We start from the raw sequence: 25,081 nt of genomic DNA on the forward strand, positions 1-25,081 counted from the left end.
TGCACGCGTGGGTCATCGGTTACTGCTGCGTGCATGGCTTGAAATCAGTGATGCCTCTACGTCCGCGGACGGGACGGCGGCTCATTGACAACACTTTGAGAGAAAAGGAAGCGTTATGCGCCATACCTTGGTTTTATCCGCACTGCTGGGCACCGGCCTGTTGGCCGCCACTTCCATCAGCCAGGCCGCCAACAACAGCCTGGTGTTCTGCTCCGAGGGCAGCCCCGCCGGTTTCGACACGGCGCAGTACACCACTGCGACCGATAACGACGCCGCCGAGCCGCTGTACAACCGACTGGCAGAGTTTGAAAAAGGCGCGACCAACGTCGTACCGGGCCTGGCCACGAGCTGGGATATTTCCGAGGACGGCCTCAAATACACCTTTCACCTGCGCGAAGGGGTGAAGTTTCATACCACCAAATACTTCACGCCGACCCGCGATTTCAATGCCGACGACGTGCTGTTCACGTTCAATCGCATGCTCGATCCGCAACAACCTTTCCGTAAGGCTTATCCGACAGAATTTCCGTATTTCAACGGCATGAGCCTGAACAAGAACATCGCCAAGGTCGAAAAGACCGGGCCGCTGACCGTGGTCTTTACGCTCAACAGCGTGGACGCCGCGTTCATCCAGAACATCGCCATGAGCTTCGCCGCCATCCTGTCGGCCGAGTACGCCGACAAACTGCTGGCCGAAGGCAAGCCGAGCGACATCAACCAGAAGCCGATCGGCACCGGGCCGTTCGTGTTCAAGAGTTACCAGAAAGACTCGAACATCCGCTACACCGGCAACAAGCATTACTGGGACCCGAGCCGGGTCAAGCTCGACAACCTGATTTTCGCCATCAACACCGACGCTTCGGTGCGCGTGCAGAAACTCAAGGCCGGCGAGTGCCAGATCACCCTGCACCCGCGCCCTGCCGACGTGACCGCGCTGAAGAACGACCCGGCGCTGCAACTGATCGAGAAGCCTGGCTTCAACCTCGGCTACATCGCCTACAACGTGCGCCACAAGCCGTTCGACCAGCTCGAAGTGCGTCAGGCGCTGGACATGGCGGTGAACAAGCAAGGCATTCTCAATGCCGTTTACCAGGGCGCCGGGCAACTGGCGGTCAACGCCATGCCGCCGACCCAATGGTCCTACGACGACACCATCAGGGACGCTGCCTACAACCCGGAAAAAGCCAAGGAACTGCTCAAGGCTGCCGGCGTCAAGGAAGGCACCGAAATCACCCTCTGGGCCATGCCGGTCCAGCGTCCGTACAACCCCAACGCCAAGTTGATGGCCGAGATGCTCCAGGCTGACTGGGCGAAGATCGGTCTCAAGGTCAAGATTGTCAGCTATGAGTGGGGCGAGTACATCAAACGCACCAAGAACGGCGAGCACGACATCAGCCTGATCGGCTGGACCGGTGACAATGGTGATCCGGACAACTGGCTGGGCACGCTATACAGCTGCGATGCCATTGGCGGTAACAACTACTCGATGTGGTGTGATCCGGCTTACGACAAGCTGATCAAGCAGGCCAAGGTCGTCACCGACCGTGACCAGCGCACCCTGCTCTACAAACAGGCGCAGCAGTTGCTCAAGCAGCAGGTGCCAATCACGCCGGTCGCCCACTCAACGGTCAACCAGCCGCTGAGCGCCAAAATCGAAGGGTTCAAGGTGAGCCCGTTCGGTCGCAATGTTTTCTCGGGTGTCAGCATAGAAAAATAACCGATTAGCCAGAAATGCCAGAGGGCGGATTTTCCACCCTCACGCAGATGCTTTGCCGTTTTTTGCCAATTTGGCTGACAGCAAACGTTTGCGATGCCGTGTATGAGTTCTAAACCAATAGCCGGATCACAAAAAAAAGACCGGTATAAAAAAAGAAAGTAAGGAGCTTTACCCATGAAACTGAGCAGCACCGCGTTATTGGCCCTGGCCATCAGCAGCGTAACCGCCACGGCTTACGCAGAAACCCAAAGCCAGGCTTTCACCCCGGTTACCGTGAACGAGAAAAGCGCCCAAAGCGAAGCCACCGGCTTTGTCGAAGGCCAGTCGATCACTGGCACCACGCGTAACTGGTACGCCAACGAGCAACTGCAACGCGGCGCCAAATTCGCCTACAAGAAGGACGGCGTTTCGACCCCGACCGATCGCCGGATCAACTGGGTCCAGGGCACCATCCTCAAGTACAACTCGGGTTTCACCGAAGGCACTGTTGGCTTCAGCACTGAAGTCGCCGCCTACAACGCCATTGCCCTGGACCGGGACCGCAAAGACCTGGCGTCCAACAACGGTGGCGCACCGGGCTCTCGTCCAGGCGCGGGCAACAACCGGACCCTGACCAAAGAGGGCGGCGACGCTCAAGGCCAGTGGAGCAAAATGGGCCTGGCCAACGTCAAGGCCCGTGTCTCCAACACCACCCTGACCGCCGGCCGCATGAACTTCAGCAGCCCGATGGTCGACGTGATCGGTAACCGTGCATTGCCTTCGAGCTTCGAAGGTTTGGCTATCCACAGCGAAGAGCTGAACAACCTGGCCTTCGACCTGGCCACCTTCGACCGCAACTCGCCGCGTACCGAAGAAAGCCAGCGCAAATTCCGCACTGAATACGCCAACGGCATCGTCGAAACCGACCACGTCTACACCGGCGGTATCACCTACAACCCGCTTGCCAGCCTGACCACCAGCCTCTGGGCGACCCAGGCTGAAGACATCTGGAACCAGTACTACTTCGGCGCCTCTCACGTTCTGGGCGACAGCCAGGTACTGAGCCTGACCACCGGCCTGAACTACTACAAAACCAAGGAAACCGGTAAAGCCCTGATCGGCGACATCGACAACGACACCTACTCCCTGTCGTTCGGCCTGACCCACCAGGCGCACACCCTGACCTTCTCGTACCAGGAAGTGAACGGTAACGAGTACTTCGACTACCTGCACGAAACCAACGGCATCTACCTGGCCAACTCCCTGCTGTCGGACTTCAACGGCCCGAACGAAAAATCGTTCCAGGTTGCCTACGGTCTGAACATGGCCGAATACGGCGTGCCTGGCCTGAAGTTCAACATCTACCAGGCTCGTGGCTGGGGTATCGACGGTACTCACTACACCGGCAACCAGGGTGTGGCTGGCAAAGGCTACGACGGTATCCAGTCGCAAGATGGCGAACACCATTACGAATACGGCATCGGCGCGACCTACGCCGTGCAGAGCGGCCCACTCAAGGCCACCACGATCCGCGGCACCTACACCGCTCACCGTGCCAGCGAAAACCAGGCTGACGGCAGCATCAACGAGTTCCGTCTCGTGACCACGGTTCCGTTCAACATCCTGTAACGCACCTGCCGGACGGCTGATTCAGTGACGAATCGGCCGTTCGACTTTTGTCCATTAACTGATTGCAGAGGGTTCTTGATGAAAATGCTTCCCCTACGTGCGGCCATCGCGGCCGCGTTGCTCAGTGTCGCTGTCGGCGTTTCGGCCAAACCCTTGGTGGTTTGCACCGAAAACAGCCCCGAAGGCTTCGACATGGTCCAGTACACGACTGCAGTCACAGCCGATGCGGTGGCCGAAACCATCTTCAATCGCCTGGCGGACTTCAAGCCCGGCACCACCGAAGTGATTCCGGCGCTGGCCGAATCCTGGGACATCAGCGAAGACGGCCTGAGCTACACGTTCCATCTGCGTAAAGGCGTCAAGTTCCACACCACCGAATACTTCAAGCCGACCCGCGACATGAATGCCGACGACGTGGTCTGGAGCTTCCAGCGTCAGCTGGACCCGAACCACCCATGGCACAAGCTGTCGAGCGTGGGCTTCCCGTACTTTGAAAGCATGGGCTTCAAGGAGCTGCTCAAGAGTGTCGAGAAAGTCGACGACAACACGGTCAAGTTCACCCTGACCCGCCGCGAAGCGCCGTTCCTGGCCGATATCGCCATGGCGTTTTCTTCGATCTACTCCGCCGAATACGCCGACCAGTTGCTCAAGGCGGGCAAGACCGGCGATCTGAACAACAAGCCGGTCGGCACCGGTCCGTTCGTCTTCCAGCGCTACAACAAGGATGCCCAGGTTCGTTTCAAGGCCAACCCGGACTACTTCCGTGGCAAGGCACCGGCTGACTCATTGATCTTCGCCATCGCCACCGACAACAACGTGCGCCTGCAGAAGCTCAAGGCCAACGAATGCCAGGTCGCGCTGTACCCGAAACCGGACGACATCCAGAGCATCAGGAAAGACACCAAGCTCAAAGTCGACGAACTGAACGCGATGACCGTTGCGTACATCGCCATCAACACCACTCACAAATACCTGAGCGACGTGCGTGTGCGTAAAGCCATCGACATCGCCTTCGACAAGGAAGCAGCCGTCAACGCGCTGTTTGGCAAAGGCAATGCGACCGCGGCGGTCAACCCGTTCCCGGACACTCTGCTGGGCTACAACCACGACCTGAAGAACCCGCCCCGCGACCTGGACAAGGCCCGCGCCCTGCTCAAGGAAGCCGGCGTACCGGAAGGCACGGTATTCACCCTGTTCACCCGTAACGGCGGTGGTGCCACCAACCCGAACCCGATGCTCGGCGCACAGATGATGCAAGCCGACCTGGCCAAGGTCGGGATCAAGATCGACATCCGCGTGATGGAATGGGGCGAAATGCTCAAACGCGCCAAAAACGGCGAGCACGACATGGTTTCCGCCGGATGGGCGGGCGATAACGGCGACCCGGATAACTTCCTGACGCCTATGCTCAGTTGTGAAGCGGCCAAGAACGGAGAAAACTACGCCCGTTGGTGCAATGACAAGTTCCAGACGCTGATCGACCAGGCCCGGGAAAAAACCGATCCGGCCGAGCGTGCAGCGCTCTACGAACAGGCCCAGGTTATTTTTAACCAAGACCAGCCATGGATCAGCCTCGCACACACGAGAATGTTCACCGCAATGCGCAACAACGTAGAGGGCTATCACATTAGCCCCCTCACCACGAATAACTTCGCCACCACCCAGGTGAAGTAGATAAGAAAACTCCCGGCATGCCTGACCCCAGGCATGCCGGGCACGCCTAACCGGCTGATGAGGTACACCTTACGATGTTTAGTTTTATTGCCCGCCGACTGGGGTTACTGATCCCCACGTTTTTCGGCATCACCTTGCTGACATTCGCGTTGATTCGCATGATCCCTGGCGACCCCGTGGAAGTCATGATGGGCGAACGCAGAGTCGACCCGGAAATGCACGCTCAGGCAATGGAACGCCTAGGTCTGAACAAACCCCTGTATGCCCAGTACCTGGATTACATCGGCAAACTGGCCCACGGCGATCTCGGTGAATCCCTGCGAACCCGTGAAAGCGTCTGGTCGGAATTCACCTCCCTGTTCCCCGCGACCCTGGAATTGTCCTCGGCCGCGCTGTTGTTCGCCGGTGTCCTGGGCCTCTTGGCCGGAGTGATCGCGGCACTCAAGCGAGGGTCCCTGTTCGACCATGGGGTGATGGGTGTCTCTCTCGCGGGATACTCGATGCCGATCTTCTGGTGGGGCCTGATCCTGATCATGTTCTTCTCGGTGAGCCTGGGATGGACCCCGGTTTCCGGGCGGATCGACCTGCTCTACGACATTGAGCCGCGCACCGGCTTCATGCTGATCGACACGCTGCTGGCCGATGAGCCGGACGCCTTCTTCGACGCCCTGCACCATCTGATCCTGCCGGCCATCGTGCTCGGCACCATTCCGCTGGCAGTGATTGCGCGGATGACCCGCTCCTCGATGCTCGAAGTGCTGCGTGAAGACTACATCCGCACCGCCAAGGCCAAAGGCCTGTCGCCGGCACGCGTGGTGTTCGTCCACGGCCTGCGTAACGCACTGATTCCGGTACTGACGGTGGTCGGCCTGCAAGTCGGCACCCTGCTGGCCGGCGCGGTCCTGACCGAAACCATTTTCTCCTGGCCCGGCATCGGCAAATGGCTGATCGAAGCCATTGGCGCCCGGGACTATCCCGTCGTGCAAAACGGCATCCTGTTAATCGCCTGCCTGGTGATTGTGGTCAACTTCGTAGTGGACATCCTCTACGGCTTTGCCAACCCACGCATCCGTCATCAGCGCTGAGATCATGACCATGACCACTCCAATTCCATCGGTAGCAGTCGATCAAAGCCTGCTGTACCCGTCTCCGTACAAAGAATTCTGGCAAGCGTTCTCCAAGAACAAAGGTGCCGTTGCCGGCCTGATGTTCATGCTGCTGGTGATTTTCTGCGCAATCTTCGCCCCATGGGTCGCGCCGCATAACCCGAGCGAGCAGTACCGCGACTTCCTGCTGACCCCGCCGGCCTGGCTGGAAAGCGGGCATCTCCAGTTCCTGCTGGGGACCGATGAACTCGGTCGCGACCTGCTGTCGCGTCTGATCCACGGTTCGCGCCTGTCCTTGATGATCGGCTTGTCGTCGGTGGTCATGTCGCTGATTCCGGGCATCCTGCTGGGTCTGTTCGCCGGGTTCTTCCCGCGCGTGCTCGGCCCAACCATCATGCGTCTGATGGACATCATGCTGGCCCTGCCGTCCCTGCTGCTGGCCGTGGCGATTGTCGCCATCCTCGGCCCTGGCCTGATCAACACCGTGATCGCCATCGCCGTGGTGTCCCTGCCGTCCTATGTTCGCCTGACCCGCGCTGCGGTGATGGGCGAGCTGAACCGCGACTACGTGACCGCTGCACGTCTGGCCGGTGCCGGCCTGCCACGCCTGATGTTCGTTACCGTGCTACCTAACTGCATGGCGCCGCTGATCGTTCAGGCCACCCTGAGCTTCTCTTCGGCGATCCTCGATGCCGCGGCACTGGGCTTCCTCGGCCTTGGCGTACAACCGCCAACCCCTGAGTGGGGCACCATGCTGGCTTCGGCCCGCGACTACATCGAACGCGCCTGGTGGGTCGTGAGCCTGCCTGGCTTGACCATTTTGCTCAGCGTGCTGGCAATCAACTTGATGGGTGACGGCCTGCGCGACGCGCTGGACCCGAAACTCAAGAACGCCGCCTGAGGAGATTCCCATGTCACTGCTAGAAATCAAGAATCTCAACGTTCGTTTCGGCGACAAAAACGCCACGCCAGTAGTCGACGGCCTCGACCTGACAGTGGACAAAGGCGAAGTGCTGGCCATCGTTGGCGAATCGGGTTCCGGCAAGTCCGTGACCATGATGGCGCTGATGGGCCTGATCGAGCATCCGGGGATCGTCACCGCTGACGCCCTGAATTTCGACGGCAAGAACATGCTCAAGCTCAACAATCGCCAGCGTCGACAGATCGTCGGGAAAGACCTGTCCATGGTCTTCCAGGATCCGATGACCGCGCTGAACCCGAGCTACACCGTGGGTTTCCAGATTGAAGAAGTGCTGCGCCTGCACCTGAAAATGTCCGGCAAGGCTGCCCGCAAGCGCGCCATCGAACTGCTGGAAAAAGTTGAAATCCCGGGTGCCGCCAGCCGTATGGACGCCTACCCGCATCAACTGTCCGGCGGCATGAGCCAGCGTGTCGCGATTGCCATGGCGATTGCCGGCGAACCGAAACTGCTGATCGCCGACGAACCAACCACGGCGCTCGACGTGACCATTCAGGCGCAGATCATGGACCTGCTGCTGGCGTTGCAGAAAGAGCGGAACATGGGCCTGGTGCTGATCACCCACGACCTCGCCGTCGTGGCCGAAACCGCCCAGCGCGTGTGCGTGATGTACGCCGGCCAAGCGGTCGAAGTGGGCCAGGTGCCGCAACTGTTCGACATTCCGGCGCACCCGTACAGCGAAGCACTGCTCAAGGCGATTCCGGAACACAGCCTGGGTGCCTCGCGCCTGTCGACCCTGCCGGGCATCGTTCCCGGTCGCTACGACCGTCCGCAGGGCTGCCTGCTGTCGCCGCGCTGCCCGTACGTGAAAGACAACTGCCGCCAGCAACGTCCGGCCCTTGACCAGAAAAGCAACAGCCTCGCTCGCTGCTTCTACCCGCTGAACCAGGAGGTGGCGTAATGGCCGTCGTTCTTACCGCCCGCGACCTGACCCGTCACTACGAGGTGTCCCGAGGCCTGTTCAAGGGCCACGCCACCGTGCGCGCCCTCAACGGTGTGTCGTTCGAACTGGAAGCCGGCAAGACCCTCGCGGTCGTCGGCGAGTCGGGCTGCGGCAAATCCACCCTGGCCCGTGCCCTGACCCTGATCGAAGAGCCGTCCTCCGGCTCCTTGAAAATTGCCGGGCAGGAAGTCGCCGGTGCCAACAAGGCCCAGCGCAAGCAACTGCGCAAAGACGTGCAGATGGTGTTCCAGAGCCCGTACGCCTCGTTGAACCCTCGGCAGAAAGTCGGTGATCAGCTTGCAGAACCATTATTGATCAACACCAACCTGAGCGCCGCGGAACGTCGCGAGAAAGTCCAGGCGATGATGAAGCAGGTGGGCTTGCGTCCCGAGCACTACCAGCGTTATCCGCACATGTTCTCCGGTGGCCAGCGCCAGCGGATCGCCCTGGCCCGGGCGATGATGCTGCAACCGAAAGTGCTGGTGGCGGACGAACCGACCTCGGCGCTGGACGTATCGATTCAGGCGCAGGTGCTCAACCTGTTCATGGATTTGCAGCAAGAGTTCAACACCGCCTACGTGTTCATCTCCCACAACCTGGCAGTGGTACGCCACGTTGCCGACCATGTGATGGTGATGTATCTCGGTCGCCCGGTGGAAATGGGCACGAAAGAGGACATCTACTCCCGTCCCCTGCACCCCTACACCCAGGCGCTGCTGTCGGCGACGCCGGCCATTCACCCGGATCCGGACAAGCCGAAAATCAAGATCGTCGGCGAATTGCCCAACCCGCTGAACCCGCCATCCGGCTGCGCCTTCCACAAGCGCTGCCCGTACGCCACCGAGCGTTGCAGCACTGAAGAGCCGGCCCTGCGCCTGCTCGACAACCGCCAGGTGGCCTGCCACTACGCCGAGCAATTCCTCGACGGCGCGGCATAAAAATGTGGAAGCGGGCTTGCTCGCGAAGGCGTCATTGCAGTCAACATCAACGTCGACTGACAGACCGCTTTCGCGAGCAAGCCCGCTCCCACAGGTAAAGAGTTAACCAAGCCCCTTCTACTTCGATTGCGCATCGGTCTGGTAGAGGGGGTTTTCTTTTGTCTGCTGTTTACGTCTGGCTGTCGCCTTCTTCTTCATCGGAGTCCGGCTCGTCGGTGGTCGAGTCATCATCGTTGTCAGCGCCACCCTGCCCCTGATCGCCTGGCTCCGATTCGGATTTGGCGAACATCAACTCTGCATAACCCGCCTGCCCGCTCGAAGCCTGCTCCCCGTGATCGATACACTCGGCCCACGCCATCGAAGTCCCGAGCGAGAGCATCACCAACACCTTCAACAGCAGTAAAACGCGAAACAACCTGTTCATAGCCGATTCCTTCCTTTCGTAGAGTGCTTGTCTGGTGCTGAGTGAAATCTAGTTCCGATCAGCCGGGTTCTCCAGATTGGACGCTGTCGAAGCCACGGAATTGCCGCGTATGTAGAGATTGCTTTTGAATAAGGCCTATAACCAGATCAACTATGTGGCTGCCTCACTTTTCAAAGAGTGATTTATCACTTTGTGGGCACATGAACATGTCGCAAGGTAAATCAGCGGCATGGATATTAATGCCAATACTGCGCTTGCGATCCAGACACTATGCCCACCAAAGTGACCGTACAGTTGGCCGCCAACTGTCGGAGAAAGAAGCACGCTCGTACTCCAGCACATCGAAAAAAGCCCGAAGTAAAGTCCGCTTCTACCCGCTTTTGCACGGTACATAACCATGACATTTAACGTTGGCATAAAGAGGATTTCGCCAAGAGTCCAGACTACGGTCGACAGGCTGACATAAAGGATCCCGCTCCCCCACGGCAACATTCCCAGCCCACAAGCCAGCAACAAGGCACCTGCCAGCAGTTGCCGACGCGCCCCCCATGACTCACTCAGGTGAGATAACGGAATTTGCAGCAAAACTACCAGCAGTGCATTGAGTGCAAATTGCCATCCGATGACCTCGGGCCCCAGTCTATAACTCTCGAGTAAATAGTTACCTAACATGCTGTAGACCGGTTCGAAGGCAAGACCGAGTAGCACAGAAGCCACTAGCAACCAAACGAAAGGCTTGTCTCGAAAAGGGACACCGGAATGCGAAGCTGTATCAGAGACTTCATCCGATTTCAGAACCTCTCGATGAACTGTCGCCCGGACAAACCAGACTAAAGCTAGCAGCGTCATGACTGCACTGAAAAAAAACACCCAGCGAAAATCAGTCTCCGCCAGAACGCCACCCAATACTCCGGCTATAGCCATACCAAGGTTGCTGGAAACACGATTCAATGACTGCGCACGGGCACGCTGCGCAACTTGGCAATACTCCATGATCAAACGCTGATGAAGCGTACGAATCGCACCATCGAGTACACCGCTGGACAGCAGTAATGCAGCCAGCAACGAAACGTCTGTGACCAACCCCAACAAGACCAGGATCCATGCCGAAACAAAAAACAGTAAGGCCGTAAGCCGTTTCGTGGAGAAATGATCACTTAGCAGCCCACCGCCCAATGACCCAATCAGCAACCCTGCTCCATATGCCGAAAGCAACCAGCCGACGGTTTCAATCGGCAGCCCCAGCGCCTGACGCAGGTACAACGCCATGAACAATTTGACCATGGCGCTCAACCGGCTGATAAAGATCAACGCAGCAAGCACCCAGGCCATTGAGCAGAAGTAGCCATCTAACCGAATCAGACGGGTGAGCCGACTAGTCATACCATTGGTCAAGATTGTGGCTCACTTGGCTGTGAATGCCTTTTGAAGCGAAGGGAATATCCGAACGAATCTCGTGATCTGCATCGAAAAAATACTGCGCTTGAAGCTGTCCATCAGCATCCAGACCTATCAGAGGGTTATTGACCAGAAACTGCCGGACTGAGGCACAAAGCGTCGGCACTCGAATTAATAGCCGCCATTGACCGAAATCATTCTTCGGAACAACGGCCTTCGCTCCGAAGCGTTTTTTGTATTGAAAAGTTCCCTTGCTTAAAAATGGTTCGCAACCTTGGAAGTCAACACAGTCGATGGATGATTGATTGGAGGCCCATTCCAGGATCGCGTGATAAACAAAATTTTGCGCGCCATTTGCACGAAAAAGCGCAGAGCCGTCCTTCACTCCGATCAATCGCGCATTCAATGTGCGCGTCGACATATCAATCTGGGAAACACTCCCTGCTACCCATTTCTCATTCAAAAGAATCCGAAATAACACTCCTCGTTTGAACAAATCCAGATATGCCGATTGCTCCTGCACACTTCGAGCAAAAGCCCCGTAGCGAGCGCTCATTGTCGGAGCATGCATGGAGCGATAAAAGGAGAAGAAGTCTTCATCCTCAAATGACACATCGAACTTGAAGCCCTCTTTGATCGATTGAGTTCGACGCTTGCTTTCTCGTTGAGACAGTTGCCCCAGCACATGTTCCAACCCAGCAGAAACATCGACTCGCTGGTGAACCCTGCTGAGCCCCACAACATCGCCGGGCTGCTGGCATTGCTGGATGATGTCCAATGAAGCCATCAACAAACTCATGTCGGTTTGATTCTGTTTTATAAAGTCATCAAGTTGCTCCCACTCCATAGTCCCTTCTTGATCTGCAGAAAAATGCTCGAAAAAGCATTGAGCTACAAAAGGAGCAATGTAAAGCAGTCCTGCTTCCACCCCGAAATACGTAAGACGAGCCGGAGTTCCGGCTCGGGAGCGCCCACTGTAAATACGAAAGTGACAGACTGTTTTCTGACTCATTCGAAAATCAGCGCTCATCGTTATTTCCGTTACGAAGGGTCTCAATCATCTCATCAGCACTTGTAATAAATGACAGCCCATCAAACGGCACAACCTCATAGTCCCCAAGACAATAGGTGCCTGATGCATGAATGGTGTATCCGTCCACGCCCTCCAATAGCTGTCGATCAATCGCATTCAAGCAACCAGTCATCGCCATCACCAATGACCACTCCCTCAAGTCGCGAGGGTCGCTGGGCAATCTCACAGCGGTGTTGGCGAGCAACTGAACGCATTCGCTGTAGCGTTGCATACACTCATACAGCGAAACGACAATTCCAGAGCCTCCATTGGCCCGGACATGTTCAGTCATTTCCACAGCGGTGGGCGGTAAGTGCGTGTAAAAAGTAGATTCGAGAGTCTCGTCGGGACTCCAAGTCGTAGCAGGAAAATGCGCAGACGCCGATTGCATCCACAGTCCGTCGTCTGCCTGCGTATAGAGTGGAGTAGAAGCGCCCTCGAAATTTCCATCGAGCAAATGCAGAACCATGTCACTGGTAGCCAAGTGTTGAACCAATAGAAACGAAGGTGTGGAAACCTGTTTTCTTAGACGTTTCAATACGTCCACGCCAGAGCAATATCCCAGAAGTCCATATGCGCTCGACACCGCATGCACGTGTACTGTTTTGCGATCGGTATCCCAAGCATCGCCATACTCGAAATCAAAAAAAGCTCGGGCTTGGTCAGAGAATCGATAGTTTTCCAGTCGCAGGGAATGCCACAGCTTCGAATCACCCAATGGTTCGTTATTGAAGAGCTCTTTGAACTGCTGCCCAATAGCCTTCACAGCTTCCGGCGAGTCGGCATCAAGGACAAATATCGGGTTCAGAGCACGCAGCCGAGGGTCATCGTAAAGTTCGGTCCTACGCAACTTCCCGATCGTCTGCACAGGTGTCAGCGTGACAATACGCAACTGTTCGGGATGAACCAGTTTGGCTTTCAACGCGCGTAGAACGGCATCACGTAATGCAATGGCCTTGTTGCCGGACGAAGGGGAAAACAACAAGATACTGTCACCCGTTTCCTGAATATGCCGAATGGCACGTGCAACGATCAGTGTGGAAGCAAAGGTTTTCGTTGTTTGTGTATTTACGTTTTGCCGCAGGTCGAACAAGCGTAGCGGTACACCTCGATAGCGACCCAACTCAAAAAACTGTGCAGTGGCAACGGAAAGAAAGGCCTGCATACGGGAGTCCAATACAGGCAACCTCATTGAAGGTTCGAAAGCACCGTCGCTGCTGATTTCGAAATCGGAAGTGCTGTTGACGATCAGATCGTAGTAACGCTCGAGAACAGAAACCGGTGGCTTAGGTTGTTGTGTCGCCGTTGCACTCGAGTCGGTTTTCATCACATCCATTTGTTTTGCGCTCCTGCACGTGGAAAGTCACTTCTTGCGTAATGTTCAGTGAACGCTAGACCTCTATGAGTGCCGTGTCGCGGGAAAAAGCCTGGAGAAATAAAAACAAGATTCGAGCTACAAAAAGCGGAAAAGTCCCCTACAGAAACATCCGACACCCTGATCGACTCGAACCAAAACAGGCAACAAAAAGCCCCGAGGCATTCGCGTCGGGGCTTTTTGATTTTGCAACTCAGCGCTTAATGATGCTCACGCGTCGCACGGAATTTCACGTCCGGCCAGCGCTCTTCCATCAGCGCCAGGTTGACCCGCGTCGGCGCGAGGTAAGTCAGGTGACCGCCGCCGTCCAGTGCCAGGTTTTCCACAGCCTTGTTGGAGAATTCCTCAAGCTTCTTCTTGTCGCTGCATTCGATCCAGCGTGCGGAATAAACGGTGATCGGCTCGTAGGAGCACTCGACCTTGTATTCCTCTTTCAAACGGCTGGCGACCACATCGAACTGCAGCACGCCGACGGCGCCGAGGATGATGTCGTTGCTGCGCTCCGGGAAGAACACCTGGGTCGCGCCTTCTTCGGCCAGTTGCTGCAGACCCTGGCGCAGTTGCTTGGATTTCAGCGGATCTTTCAAGCGTACGCGACGGAACAGTTCCGGGGCGAAGTGCGGGATGCCGGTGAAGCCCAGGACTTCGCCTTCGCTGAAGGTGTCGCCGATCTGGATGGTGCCGTGGTTGTGCAGGCCGATGATGTCGCCGGCAAACGCTTCTTCCAGTTGCTCACGCTCGGAGGAGAAGAAGGTCAGCGCGTCGCCGATCCGCACGTCCTTGCCGGTGCGCACGTGGCGCATCTTCATGCCTTTTTCGTACTTGCCGGAGCAGATACGCATGAAGGCGATGCGGTCGCGGTGTTTCGGGTCCATGTTCGCCTGGATCTTGAAGATGAAGCCCGAGAACTTCTCTTCCACCGGCTCCACGGTGCGCTCGTTGGCCACGCGCGCCAGAGGACGCGGCGCCCAGTCGACCACGGCGTCGAGGACATGGTCGACACCGAAGTTACCCAGTGCCGTACCGAAGAACACCGGGGTCAGCTGGCCGTCGAGGAATTCCTGCTGGTTGAACTCGTGGCAGGCGCCCTGCACCAGCTCAAGCTGTTCGAGGAAACGCTCGTACTCGTCACCCAGGTGCGCACGCGCCTCGTCGGAGTCGAGCTTTTCGATGATCTTGGTTTCGGTGCGCTCATGGCCGTGACCGGCGGTGTACACGATGATGTAGTCATCGGCGAGGTGATACACGCCTTTGAAGTCACGGTAGCAACCGATCGGCCAGGTGATCGGCGCAGCCTTGATCTTCAGGACGGCTTCGATTTCGTCGAGCAGTTCGATCGGGTCGCGGATGTCACGGTCGAGTTTGTTGATGAAGCTGACGATCGGCGTGTCACGCAGACGGCAGACGTCCATCAGGGCGATGGTCCGTGGCTCTACACCTTTACCGCCGTCGAGAACCATCAAGGCCGAGTCCACCGCCGTCAGGGTGCGGTAGGTATCTTCGGAGAAGTCTTCGTGGCCCGGGGTGTCGAGCAGGTTGATCATGTGCTCGCGATACGGGAACTGCATGACCGACGTGGTAATGGAAATACCCCGCTGCTTTTCCATTTCCATCCAGTCGGAGGTGGCATGGCGGTCGGACTTTCGGGATTTCACCGTACCGGCAATAGCAATGGCCTTGCCCATCAGCAAGAGTTTCTCGGTGATGGTGGTTTTACCGGCATCGGGGTGGGAAATAATGGCGAAAGTGCGGCGTTTCGCGACTTCGGCGGCCTGTTTGGTCATGGGAAATCGCCTGGCAGGTGATTCAAAAAAGGGCGGCGAGTATAGCCCAAATCGCGACCTCCGGACCACCGTTCGCCCGTAGCAGCTGCCGAGCCCGCGACGTGAGTCGAGGTGCGACGACAGGTGGCCAAATAATGCTGGATTGGGGAACCTTTTAAAGCACCGAGACGTCCATTCCCCCGTTACGACCACTCGTCGGGGGCCTGAAACACCTGCAATTCAGCCTGACGAGGCTGTGCTCATGGCTCGCTATCACGCCGCATTGCCGGCCTGAACGAGCTGCTTCTCGCGAACATTTATTCGGCAGCCACGTAAGGCATTGCCAGTGTTCGCCGACTGAAAAAAGGAGTCCGCCTGTGGCTATCCACTATGGCAAAGGGCTGATAGGAGGCGCGCTGGTAATCGCCCTTCTGGCCCTGCTGATCCACTGGATCGGCATCAACACGATCGAACATTACCGCGACGATTTGTTGTTTTACCTGCAAGCTCATCTGATTCTCGTCCTCGCTTCCATGCTGGCCGCCCTTGTCGTGGGCATTCCTGCCGGCATCCTCCTCAGCCGCCCGTCCATGACCGGCCGCGCCGAACGCTTCATGCAGTTCTTCAATATCGGTAACACCGTGCCACCACTGGCCGTGCTCGCGATTGCGCTGGGCATCCTCGGCATCGGCAGTGGCCCGGCCATCTTCGCCCTGTTCCTCGCTTCCTTGTTGCCCATCGTGCGCAACACCTACGAAGGCCTGAAAAACGTCCAGGGTTCCCTGAAGGAAGCGGCGGTCGGCATCGGCATGACCCCGCGCCAGGTGCTGTGGAAAGTCGAACTGCCGAACGCCGTGCCGATCATCATCGGTGGTGTGCGCGTGGCGTTGGCGATCAACGTCGGGACGGCGCCGCTGGCGTTCCTGATCGGCGCTAACAGTCTCGGCAGCCTGATATTCCCCGGCATTGCCCTGAACAATCAGCCGCAGTTGCTGCTCGGCGCGGCGTGTACCGCGTTGCTGGCCCTGCTGCTCGACGGCCTGGTGACCCTCGCCAGCCGCCTCTGGCTCGAACGCGGCTTGCGCCCGTCTTAAGCCCCGGCAAAGGAATCGTCATGAAAACATCAAGCTTATTACTAGGCTGCGTTCTGCTGTGCGCAGGATTTGCCCACGCCACGGAGAAACCGCTTATCCGCATTGGCGCCCGGGTGTTCACCGAACAGACCCTGCTCGCGGAAATCACCGCTCAATACCTGCGCAGCAAAGGTTATGACGCTCAGGTCACCGGCGGCCTGGGTAGCAACCTGGCCCGCAGTGCCCAGGAAAGCGGCCAACTGGACATGGTCTGGGAATACACCGGCGTGTCCCTGGTGTCCTACAACCATGTGACGGAGAAACTCGACAGCCAGCAGTCACTGGCACGGGTCACTGAACTGGACGCGAAGAAAGGCCTGGCCTGGCTCTCGCCGTCGAAATTCAGCAACACCTATGCGCTGGCGCTACCGGCAAATATTGCCGCCGAGTACCCGCAAGTCCGCACCATCAGTGACCTCGACCGCACATTGCGCGCCGAGGCCAAGGACAATCCGCTGGTGGCGCTGGACACCGAGTTTGCCAACCGCTCCGACGGCCTGGCCGGCATGGTCGAGCGCTACGGCATGGACCTGACCCGTAAAAACATCCGGCAGATGGACGCCGGTCTGGTCTACACCGCCCTGCGCAACGGCCAGGTGTTTGCCGGCCTGGTCTATACCACTGACGGACGCTTGAGCGCGTTCAAGCTCAAGTTGCTGGAAGACGACAAACACTACTTCCCCGACTACACCGCCGCGCCGGTTGTGCGTCAGGCGTATCTCGATGCACATCCGCAACTGGCAGCCCAGCTCAAGCCGCTGGCCGACCTGTTCGATGACCAAACCATGCGTCAGCTCAACGCCCGGGTTGATGTCGATCATCAAAACCCTGCATCCGTTGCCGCAGATTTCCTGCGCCAGCATCCCGTGAACTGAGGAGGAGACGACATGAATTTTCTCAACGCCTTTTCCCATCTCGACTGGGCGCAAGTGCTGCACCTGACCTGGCAACACATCACCCTGGTCGGCATTGCCGTGAGCCTGGCGATTCTGGTCGGCGTGCCGCTGGGTATTCTGATGACGCGGTTCCCGACCCTCGCAGGTCCCTTGCAGGCCAGCGCCACGGTGCTGCTGACTATCCCGTCGATTGCCCTGTTCGGATTGTTACTGCCGGTGTACTCGACATTCGGCCAGGGCCTGGGGCCGATGCCGGCGATCACCGCGGTGTTTCTCTACTCGCTGCTGCCGGTCATGCGTAACACCTACCTCGCGCTGACCAGCGTCGAACCGGGCATCCGCGAAGCCGCGCGCGGCATCGGCATGACTTTCGGCCAGCGCCTGCGCCTGGTCGAACTGCCCATCGCCGTGCCGGTGATCCTCGCCGGCGTACGCACCGCCGTGGTCATGAACATCGGCGTGATGACCATCGCCGCCACCATCGGCGCCGGCGGCCTCGGCGTACTCATCCTCGCTTCCATCAGCCGCAGCGACATGTCGATGCTGATTGTCGGCGCCGTGCTGGTCAGTGTGCTGGCGATCATCGCCGACCTTTTTCTGCAAGTGCTGCAACGCTCGTTGACTCCAAAAGGACTCCTGAAATGATCGAACTTCAAAACCTCAGCAAGACCTTCCAAAGCAACGGCAAAGATGTGAAAGCCGTGGACTCGGTGAGCCTGACCGTCAATGAAGGCGAAATCTGTGTGTTCCTCGGGCCCTCGGGTTGCGGCAAAAGCACCACGCTGAAAATGATCAACCGCTTGATCAAAGCGACTTCGGGCAAGATCCTGATCAACGGCGAAGACACCACCGACCTCGACGCTGTGACGCTGCGGCGCAACATCGGGTATGTGATCCAGCAGATCGGCCTGTTCCCGAATATGACCATCGAGGAAAACATCACCGTGGTCCCGCGCCTGCTCGGTTGGGACAAACAGAAATGCCACGACCGCGCCCGCGAGTTGATGAACATGATCAAGCTCGAACCCAAGCAATACCTGCATCGCTATCCGCGGGAGTTGTCCGGTGGTCAGCAGCAGCGGATCGGCGTAATCCGCGCACTGGCCGCAGATGCACCGTTGCTGTTGATGGACGAACCGTTCGGCGCCGTCGATCCGATCAACCGCGAGATGATCCAGAACGAATTCTTCGAGATGCAGCGGGCGCTGAACAAGACCGTGATCATGGTCAGCCATGACATCGACGAGGCGATCAAGCTGGGCGACAAGATCGCGATCTTCCGTGCCGGCAAGCTGTTGCAGATCGATCACCCGGACACGTTGCTCGCGCATCCGGCAGACGAGTTTGTCAGCAACTTCGTCGGCCAGGACAGCACGCTCAAGCGCCTGCTGTTGGTAAAAGCCGAAGACGCGGCGGACAACGCGCCCTCCGTCAGCCCGCAAACCCCGGTGGCCGAAGCGCTGGAATTGATGGATGAGCATGACCGGCGCTACGTGGTGGTCACTTGTGCCGAGAACAAGGCCCTGGGTTACGTACGACGTCGCGACCTGCACCGCCAGGCCGGCACCTGCGCGCAGTACCAACGCGAGTTCAATGCCACGGCGGCGTACGACGAACATCTGCGCATCCTGCTGTCGCGCATGTACGAGTTCAATCGGGCGTGGTTGCCGGTGATGGATGCCGAGCGGGTGTTTTTGGGTGAGGTGACACAGGAGTCGATTGCGGCCTACCTGAGTTCCGGACGTTCGCGGGGGATGAAGACCAATATCGTCTCGCCTGCCGAGGCGGTGGTTGCCTGACAGCTCACATAGCTTGATAAAAATGCAAAACCTGTGGGAGCGAGCTTGCTCGCGATAGCATTTTCACAGCCAACATCGTAGTTGACTGACATTGCGCTATCGCGAGCAAGCTCGCTCCCACAGGTTCTGTGCGATTTTCTTGTAATTCGCAGGCCGGAAAAAAATATCAACAGCATCGCCTGCAAAAGCTATCTAGAAACACCTTCTGAAATAACCAATTCCCCCCTCAGATCACTTATTCGCAGCCAACGTCGCCGAAGTTGTCGCCATTGTACTTTTCAGTGACTTAGCGCACAAAAGCAGCGAACGTGCAGGTATTTTTAACACTTCACAAATCCTGGGGAACATCCGACTGTCATCTGAGTCGGTTACAAAGAGTGATGCTCGCAACGCGCGTCAGAAGAGTGCAAAAACGCGACATTTTTTGTTGATCTCAAGCCCCTCACGCCCTAAAGTTCGCGCCGAACGTCCATGCTGGAAACGATCCATCCGGCTCAAGTACTGACGACGAGACAGCAAGGCCAAGGGAAAGCACCACTTCCCATGGCCTTTTTGCTTTCGGCGACATGCCTTGGGAAGTAGGCGAACCAAAGTGGGGATACGGAGGACGTTCAGGAGGGTGTGTCATCAATGAATTCACGAGTGCGCCGGAGCCTGCTTTTGCGCAGGGTAAGGCGCGAGGACCGCAGTTTGGTTGTTCCAAATAAGGGACGAGCAACGCAGCCCTGCGCAAAAGCAGGCCCGGCCCTTCGGGTTGTGCCTGAGCGCGCGCCATGCTGCGTTGCAGGCCTTGCGAAGGGAATGACCATTAGCGGCGGCCTGCGCCTTGCCTGGCACGCGCTCAGGCAACAACGCACTCGCGAATTCATTGATGACACACCCTCGCACCCATTGATTAACAACGTTTGCCTTTAGGAGCTCCCAGGTATGTCGATCCAGGTCGAAGACTATTTCGCGCGCGAAACCTTTCAGAAAATGAAGGCGTTCGCCGACAAACAGGAAACCCCGTTCGTGGTGATCGACACCGCGATGATCGCCCAGGCCTATGACGACCTGCGCGCCGGTTTCGAATTCGCCAAGGTCTACTACGCGGTCAAGGCCAACCCGGCCGTCGAGATCATCGACCTGCTTAAAGAGAAAGGTTCGAGCTTCGACATCGCCTCGATCTATGAGCTGGACAAAGTGCTCGGTCGCGGCGTCAGCGCCGACCACATCAGCTACGGCAACACCATCAAGAAATCCAAGGACATCCGCTACTTCTACGAGAAGGGCGTGCGCCTGTTCGCCACCGACTCCGAAGCCGACCTGCGCAACATCGCCAAGGCCGCCCCAGGTGCAAAAGTCTACGTACGCATCCTGACCGAAGGCTCGACCACCGCCGACTGGCCGTTGTCGCGCAAATTCGGCTGCCAGACCGACATGGCCATGGACCTGCTGATCCTCGCTCGCGACCTGGGCCTGGTGCCTTACGGCATCTCGTTCCACGTCGGCTCGCAGCAGCGCGACATCAGTGTCTGGGACGCAGCGATCGCCAAGGTCAAAGTGATCTTCGAACGCCTGAAGGAAGAAGACGGCATTCACCTGAAGCTGATCAACATGGGCGGCGGCTTCCCGGCCAACTACATCACCCGCACCAATAGCCTGGAAACCTACGCGGAAGAAATCATCCGCTTCCTGAAAGAAGACTTCGGTGATGACTTGCCGGAAATCATCCTCGAGCCAGGCCGTTCGCTGATCGCCAACGCCGGCATCCTGGTCAGCGAAGTGGTGCTGGTCGCGCGCAAATCCCGCACCGCGGTAGAGCGCTGGGTGTACACGGATGTGGGCAAGTTCTCCGGCCTGATCGAAACCATGGACGAAGCCATCAAGTTCCCGATCTGGACCGAGAAGAAGGGCGAGATGGAAGAAGTGGTCATCGCCGGCCCGACCTGCGACAGCGCCGACATCATGTACGAAAACTACAAGTACGGCCTGCCGCTGAACCTGGCCATCGGTGATCGCCTGTACTGGCTGTCGACCGGTGCGTACACCACCAGCTACAGCGCTGTTGAATTCAACGGCTTCCCGCCGCTGAAGTCGTTCTACGTGTAAATACATCACGCAGAAATCAAAAAGCCCATGACACGTCATGGGCTTTTTTGTTTACGCAAACCCCTGTGGGAGCGAGCTTGCTCGCGATGGCGATAGCTCAGTCAACATTGATGTTGAATGCATGACGTCATCGCGAGCAGGCTCGCACAAAGACTTAAGAGACTGGGGTTAATTCGACGACTCGATGATGGAATTCGTGGGCCAGCGCCTGAATCCTCGGATCGGTCGCGCCCATCAGCGCCTGACTCGCCACTCGCAGAAAATTCAGGTTGCCACCGGCCAACGCCTTGCGCAGCCAGACCAGCGCATCCTCGATATTCCCTTCGTCGGTCAAGACTGCCGCAAAGCTGAACTGCCCGCGAAAATCCCCACCCTCGGCCGAACGTCGATACCAGCTGCGAGCCGCGGCCGGATCCACCGGACAGACCCGCCCTTCTTCCAGATACCGTCCCAACAGATTCATCGATTTTGCATGGCCCAACTCAGCCGCACGGCGATAGAGACTCAGTGCTTGAAGCTGATCCTCGACCACCCCGCGACCGGTCGCCAGCAGATTGGCGTAGTTGTACATCGCCCAATCCAGCCCTGCAGTGGCGGCAAGTCGGTAATGCCTGGCCGCTAGCGATGTATTGGCAGCACAGCCCCAGCCATGCTCATGACAACGGCCGAGCATGTTGCGCGCCATCACATGCCCGCGTCGCGCGGCGATGTCGAACCAACGCAGCGCCAGCGGCCGATCCTGAGCAATGCCCTGCCCATCCAGCAAAATCTGCCCGAGCAACGCCTGCGCATCAAGGACGTCTTCGCGGGCCGCGATCAGAATCGCCTGGGCCGCCCGGGCCGGACTTTCGTCAAGCATCGCGCGCAGGCGCTCACCGTCGAGCGTTTCCTCGCGGCGTAAACGAAAATCCGCCACTTACACCTCGACCCAGCGACGCAACAGGTTGTGATAGGTGCCGGTCAGGCGGATCAGCGATGGATGATCAGGCACATCGCGGGTCAGTTGCTGGATAGCCCCATCCATCTCGAACAACAGGGCGCGCTGGCTGTCTTCGCGCACCAGGCTTTGAGTCCAGAAAAACGAGGCGAGTCGTGTTCCACGCGTCACCGCGTTGACCTTGTGCAGGCTGGTGCCGGGGTACAGCACCATGTCGCCGGCGGGCAGTCTCACCCGCTGGGTGCCGAAAGTGTCCTGGATTTCCAGCTCGCCGCCGTCGTAATCCTCGGGCTCGCTGAAGAACAGCGTGGCGGACAAATCCGTGCGCACCCGCTCGATGCCGCCTTTGGGCTGTCGCACCGCGTTGTCGATATGAAAATCGAAACTGCCGCCGGCGGTGTAACAGTTCAGCAGCGGAGGAAAGACTTTGTGCGGTAACGCTGCCGACATGAACAAAGGATTTTTCCACAGCCGTTCCAGCATCGCCGCGCCGATCTCCTTGGCCAGCGGGTGGCCTTCCGGCAGCTGTAAATTGTGCTTGGCCTTTGCCGATTGGTAACCCGCGGTGACTTTGCCATCGGCCCATTCGGCCTGTTCCAGGGCCTCGCGAATGCGCTGCACCTCGTCTTTTTCGAACAGGCCTGGAATGTGCAGCAGCATGGCAAAGACACCTGAAAACAAAGGAGCGTCAATGGTATTGATTCTTAGTGCCTGTGTAAAACCCCACAGACGAACGAGACAGCAAAAACCGTAAGGGTAAATTGTAAAGAATGTAAATTCAGTGCAAATAGCAATATTTCGCAATTGATACAGATACGTGTTTACCCTATATTCCGCCGCCTCAAATCCTTGGGGAGGGGAATTCAAATGTCACGTCAACAACCACAAGTACCGGTCAGTTCACCACGTTTGCTCGCATCCGCCATCGGCATGGCGATTACTGCCGGCTCTGCGGGCCACATGGTTTTCGCGGCGGAAAAAACCGACGGGAAAGCACCGGACAATGTGATTTCGCTGGGCGCCACCGCCATCACCGGCGAAGCCCAGGACGAGACAACCTACAACGTAGAAAAAGCCTCCTCGCCCAAGTACACCGCGCCGCTGATCGACACGCCGCGCTCGGTGACCGTTGTTCCGCAACAAGTCTTGAAAGACACCGGTTCGCTCAACCTGCAGGACGCGCTGCGCACTGTTCCAGGCATCACCTTCGGTGCCGGTGAAGGCGGTAACCCGCAAGGCGACCGTCCGTTCATCCGCGGCTTCGACGCCCAGGGCGACACCTACCTGGACGGCGTGCGCGATACCGGTTCCCAGAGCCGCGAAATCTTCGCCGTTGAATCGATCGAAGTCAGCAAAGGCCCGAACTCCGCCATCGGCGGTCGTGGCGCCGCGGGCGGCAGCATCAACCTGGTCAGCAAAAAAGCGCACCTGGGCAATTCGCTCGATGGTGGCTTCACCTGGGGCTCCGACCAGACCCAGCGCTACACCTTCGATGGCAACTACCAGTTCACCGACACCGCCGCTGGCCGTCTGAACCTGTTGAGCCACGAGAGCAACGTCGCCGGGCGTGACAGCGTCAACTACGACCGCTGGGGTATCGCCCCCTCCCTGGCTTTCGGCCTGGGTACCGATACTCGCGTCAACCTCGACTACTACCACCTCGAAAACAACGACACGCCGGATTCGGGCATTCCTTACTCCATCCCCACCGGAGGCTCGACTGCCCGTACCAAGGCCAACCCGGACAAGCCGAATGACGGCGGCGACAGCAGCAATTTCTATGGTCTGACCGACCGCGACTTCCGCAAGGGGCGCACCGACACCGCGACCTTCGCCATCGAACACGACCTGAGCGACGCGCTGACCATCAAGAACACCCTGCGCCACGGCACCAGCATGCAGGATTACATCCTGACCCAGCCGGACGACAGTAAAGGCAACGTCAACAACGGTAGCGTCTGGCGCCGGGCGAACACCCGCGTGAGCAACACCGAGACCACCACCAACCAGACCGACCTGTTTGGTGATGTCTACATCGCCGGGTTCAAGAACAGCTTCTCCACCGGTGTCGAATACACCCACGAGGAAAGTGAAAAATCTTCGTACAACGTCAACACGGACACCACTCCGGGAACGGCAGCGGTGACCACCAACTGCTCGCCGGCGCTGATTGGCGCGCCAAGCGGTTACAACTGCACCTCGCTGTCCAACCCGAATCCGAATGATCCGTGGAACGGCGCCATCTCGCGCAATTACGCCGGCACCGACACCAAGGCCGACACCTACGCGCTGTACGTGTTCGACACCCTGACGTTGTCCGAGCAGTGGCTGGTGAACATGGGGCTGCGCTACGACCATTTCGACACTAGCTACAAAACCTTCAACGGCTCCAGCGTGACCACGTCCAAGGGCGATGACACCAGCGAATTCGTTACCGGTCAGTTCGGCGTGGTGTACAAACCAGCCGAAAACGGCAGCATCTATGCGTCCTACGCGACGTCTGCCACACCACCGGGCAACACCTTGGGCGAAGGTTCGGAAGGCAACCCGTTGGGTGGCACGCCGGATCGCAACGGCAACCTGTTGAAAAGCGACATGGAGCCGGAAACCACCAGGAACTACGAAATCGGCACCAAGTGGGACCTGTTGAACGATCGTCTGTCCGTGACCGCCGATATCTTCCGCACCGAGAAAGACAACGCTCGTGTGCAAACCAACACCACCACGTTTGAAAACGTCGGCAAGACCCGCGTTCAAGGTGTCGAACTGTCGGCCAGCGGCAAGCTCACCGACAAATGGCAAGTGTTCGCCGGTTACGCCTACATGGACAGCGAGCAAATCGATGGCGGCGACCTGCCGGCAAACAAAGCCAACAACGGCAACGAACTGCCTAATACGCCGAAAAACAGCGCCAGCCTGTGGACGACCTATCAGGTCACGCCAAGGCTGACCATCGGTGGCGGTGCGTTCTATGTCGATGACGTATTCGGCAACGTCGCCAACACCACCATGGTTGATTCCTACGTTCGTTACGACGCGATGGCGGCCTACAAGCTGAGCAAGAACGTCGACCTGCAACTGAACGTGCAGAACCTGACCGACGAAACCTACTACGACAAGGCGTTCTCGACTCACTTCGCCAACCAGGCGGCCGGTCGTACCGCTTTGCTGAGCACCAACTTCCACTTCTGATCGATGTAGAAACTGTGGGAGCGGGCTTGCTCGCGA

At 58.1% G+C, this 25,081-nt stretch carries 20 protein-coding genes; 13 read left to right on the forward strand and 7 right to left on the reverse strand.

The genetic code is table 11. The features are described 5' to 3' along the window. Positions 1–115 precede the first annotated feature (115 nt). The 7 genes from ABIA48_RS10765 to ABIA48_RS10795 all read left to right on the forward strand — a co-directional run bounded on the left by ABIA48_RS10765 (position 116) and on the right by ABIA48_RS10795 (position 8,965). The gene (locus ABIA48_RS10765) at positions 116–1,717 is read left to right on the forward strand and encodes an ABC transporter substrate-binding protein (protein ID WP_204929180.1); all 1,602 of its coding nucleotides are present in this window, start codon (positions 116–118) and stop codon (positions 1,715–1,717) included. 174 nt (positions 1,718–1,891) lie between these two features. Beyond that, positions 1,892–3,325 (forward strand): OprD family porin, encoded by a 1,434-nt coding sequence (locus tag ABIA48_RS10770; protein ID WP_429488536.1) that lies wholly within the window; start codon positions 1,892–1,894, stop codon positions 3,323–3,325. Between the two features lie 78 nt (positions 3,326–3,403). Continuing rightward, on the forward strand, positions 3,404–4,999 hold the full coding sequence (locus tag ABIA48_RS10775; protein ID WP_429488537.1) for an ABC transporter substrate-binding protein: 1,596 nt from the start codon (positions 3,404–3,406) through the stop codon (positions 4,997–4,999). 74 nt (positions 5,000–5,073) lie between these two features. Beyond that, entirely contained in the window at positions 5,074–6,084 is a 1,011-nt protein-coding gene (locus ABIA48_RS10780) for an ABC transporter permease subunit (protein WP_007981479.1), read from the forward strand. Between the two features lie 10 nt (positions 6,085–6,094). Continuing rightward, positions 6,095–7,006: an ABC transporter permease subunit gene (locus tag ABIA48_RS10785; RefSeq protein WP_429488540.1), complete on the forward strand. Its 912-nt coding sequence runs from the start codon at positions 6,095–6,097 to the stop codon at positions 7,004–7,006. Positions 7,007–7,016: 10 nt separating this feature from the next. After that, positions 7,017–7,985, forward strand: coding sequence for an ABC transporter ATP-binding protein (locus ABIA48_RS10790; protein ID WP_310057566.1), 969 nt, complete (start codon positions 7,017–7,019; stop codon positions 7,983–7,985). Further along, on the forward strand, positions 7,985–8,965 hold the full coding sequence (locus ABIA48_RS10795; RefSeq protein ID WP_429488542.1) for a peptide ABC transporter ATP-binding protein: 981 nt from the start codon (positions 7,985–7,987) through the stop codon (positions 8,963–8,965). The genes ABIA48_RS10790 and ABIA48_RS10795 overlap by 1 nt, the downstream gene beginning before the upstream one ends. Before the next feature lie 169 nt (positions 8,966–9,134). On the opposite strand, the gene ABIA48_RS10800 is transcribed toward ABIA48_RS10795, so the two are convergent. From ABIA48_RS10800 to ABIA48_RS10820, 5 genes are all read right to left on the reverse strand, one after another. Continuing rightward, the gene (locus ABIA48_RS10800) at positions 9,135–9,389 is read right to left on the reverse strand and encodes a hypothetical protein (protein ID WP_429488544.1); all 255 of its coding nucleotides are present in this window, start codon (positions 9,387–9,389) and stop codon (positions 9,135–9,137) included. 150 nt (positions 9,390–9,539) lie between these two features. After that, on the reverse strand, positions 9,540–10,772 hold the full coding sequence (locus tag ABIA48_RS10805) for an MFS transporter (RefSeq protein ID WP_429492835.1): 1,233 nt from the start codon (positions 10,770–10,772) through the stop codon (positions 9,540–9,542). Further along, positions 10,765–11,817 (reverse strand): hypothetical protein, encoded by a 1,053-nt coding sequence (locus tag ABIA48_RS10810; RefSeq protein ID WP_429488546.1) that lies wholly within the window; start codon positions 11,815–11,817, stop codon positions 10,765–10,767. The genes ABIA48_RS10805 and ABIA48_RS10810 overlap by 8 nt, the downstream gene beginning before the upstream one ends. Further along, positions 11,807–13,195 (reverse strand): DUF6002 family protein, encoded by a 1,389-nt coding sequence (locus ABIA48_RS10815; RefSeq protein ID WP_429488548.1) that lies wholly within the window; start codon positions 13,193–13,195, stop codon positions 11,807–11,809. The genes ABIA48_RS10810 and ABIA48_RS10815 overlap by 11 nt, the downstream gene beginning before the upstream one ends. Positions 13,196–13,434: 239 nt before the next feature. Then, the gene (locus tag ABIA48_RS10820) at positions 13,435–15,018 is read right to left on the reverse strand and encodes a peptide chain release factor 3 (protein ID WP_007981495.1); all 1,584 of its coding nucleotides are present in this window, start codon (positions 15,016–15,018) and stop codon (positions 13,435–13,437) included. 356 nt (positions 15,019–15,374) lie between these two features. Between ABIA48_RS10820 and ABIA48_RS10825 the strand changes: the two genes are divergently transcribed. The 5 genes from ABIA48_RS10825 to ABIA48_RS10845 all read left to right on the forward strand — a co-directional run bounded on the left by ABIA48_RS10825 (position 15,375) and on the right by ABIA48_RS10845 (position 20,916). Continuing rightward, a complete protein-coding gene (locus ABIA48_RS10825; protein WP_429488550.1) occupies positions 15,375–16,091 on the forward strand; it encodes an ABC transporter permease in 717 nt (238 codons plus the stop codon). Between the two features lie 20 nt (positions 16,092–16,111). Continuing rightward, on the forward strand, positions 16,112–17,005 hold the full coding sequence (locus ABIA48_RS10830; RefSeq protein ID WP_429488552.1) for a glycine betaine ABC transporter substrate-binding protein: 894 nt from the start codon (positions 16,112–16,114) through the stop codon (positions 17,003–17,005). A gap of 12 nt (positions 17,006–17,017) precedes the next feature. Beyond that, entirely contained in the window at positions 17,018–17,671 is a 654-nt protein-coding gene (locus ABIA48_RS10835) for an ABC transporter permease (RefSeq protein WP_429488554.1), read from the forward strand. Continuing rightward, positions 17,668–18,825 carry a betaine/proline/choline family ABC transporter ATP-binding protein gene (locus ABIA48_RS10840; RefSeq protein ID WP_429488556.1) on the forward strand — a complete coding sequence of 386 codons (1,158 nt, stop codon included), beginning with the start codon at positions 17,668–17,670 and terminating at the stop codon, positions 18,823–18,825. Before ABIA48_RS10835 ends, ABIA48_RS10840 begins: the two co-directional genes overlap by 4 nt. 927 nt (positions 18,826–19,752) lie before the next feature. Then, entirely contained in the window at positions 19,753–20,916 is a 1,164-nt protein-coding gene (locus ABIA48_RS10845; RefSeq protein WP_277534528.1) for a type III PLP-dependent enzyme, read from the forward strand. Between the two features lie 154 nt (positions 20,917–21,070). Here the strand turns inward: ABIA48_RS10845 and ABIA48_RS10850 are convergent, their stop codons facing one another. Both ABIA48_RS10850 and ABIA48_RS10855 read right to left on the reverse strand, forming a co-directional pair. Further along, a complete protein-coding gene (locus ABIA48_RS10850; protein ID WP_429492837.1) occupies positions 21,071–21,775 on the reverse strand; it encodes a tetratricopeptide repeat protein in 705 nt (234 codons plus the stop codon). Between the two features lie 57 nt (positions 21,776–21,832). After that, positions 21,833–22,513, reverse strand: coding sequence for a Fe2+-dependent dioxygenase (locus ABIA48_RS10855; RefSeq protein WP_429488558.1), 681 nt, complete (start codon positions 22,511–22,513; stop codon positions 21,833–21,835). 207 nt (positions 22,514–22,720) lie between these two features. Between ABIA48_RS10855 and ABIA48_RS10860 the strand changes: the two genes are divergently transcribed. Then, entirely contained in the window at positions 22,721–25,045 is a 2,325-nt protein-coding gene (locus ABIA48_RS10860) for a TonB-dependent receptor (RefSeq protein ID WP_429488560.1), read from the forward strand. Positions 25,046–25,081 lie beyond the last annotated feature (36 nt).

The organism is Pseudomonas sp. S30_BP2TU TE3576 (assembly GCF_050436025.1).
Taxonomy (GTDB): Bacteria; Pseudomonadota; Gammaproteobacteria; order Pseudomonadales; family Pseudomonadaceae; genus Aquipseudomonas.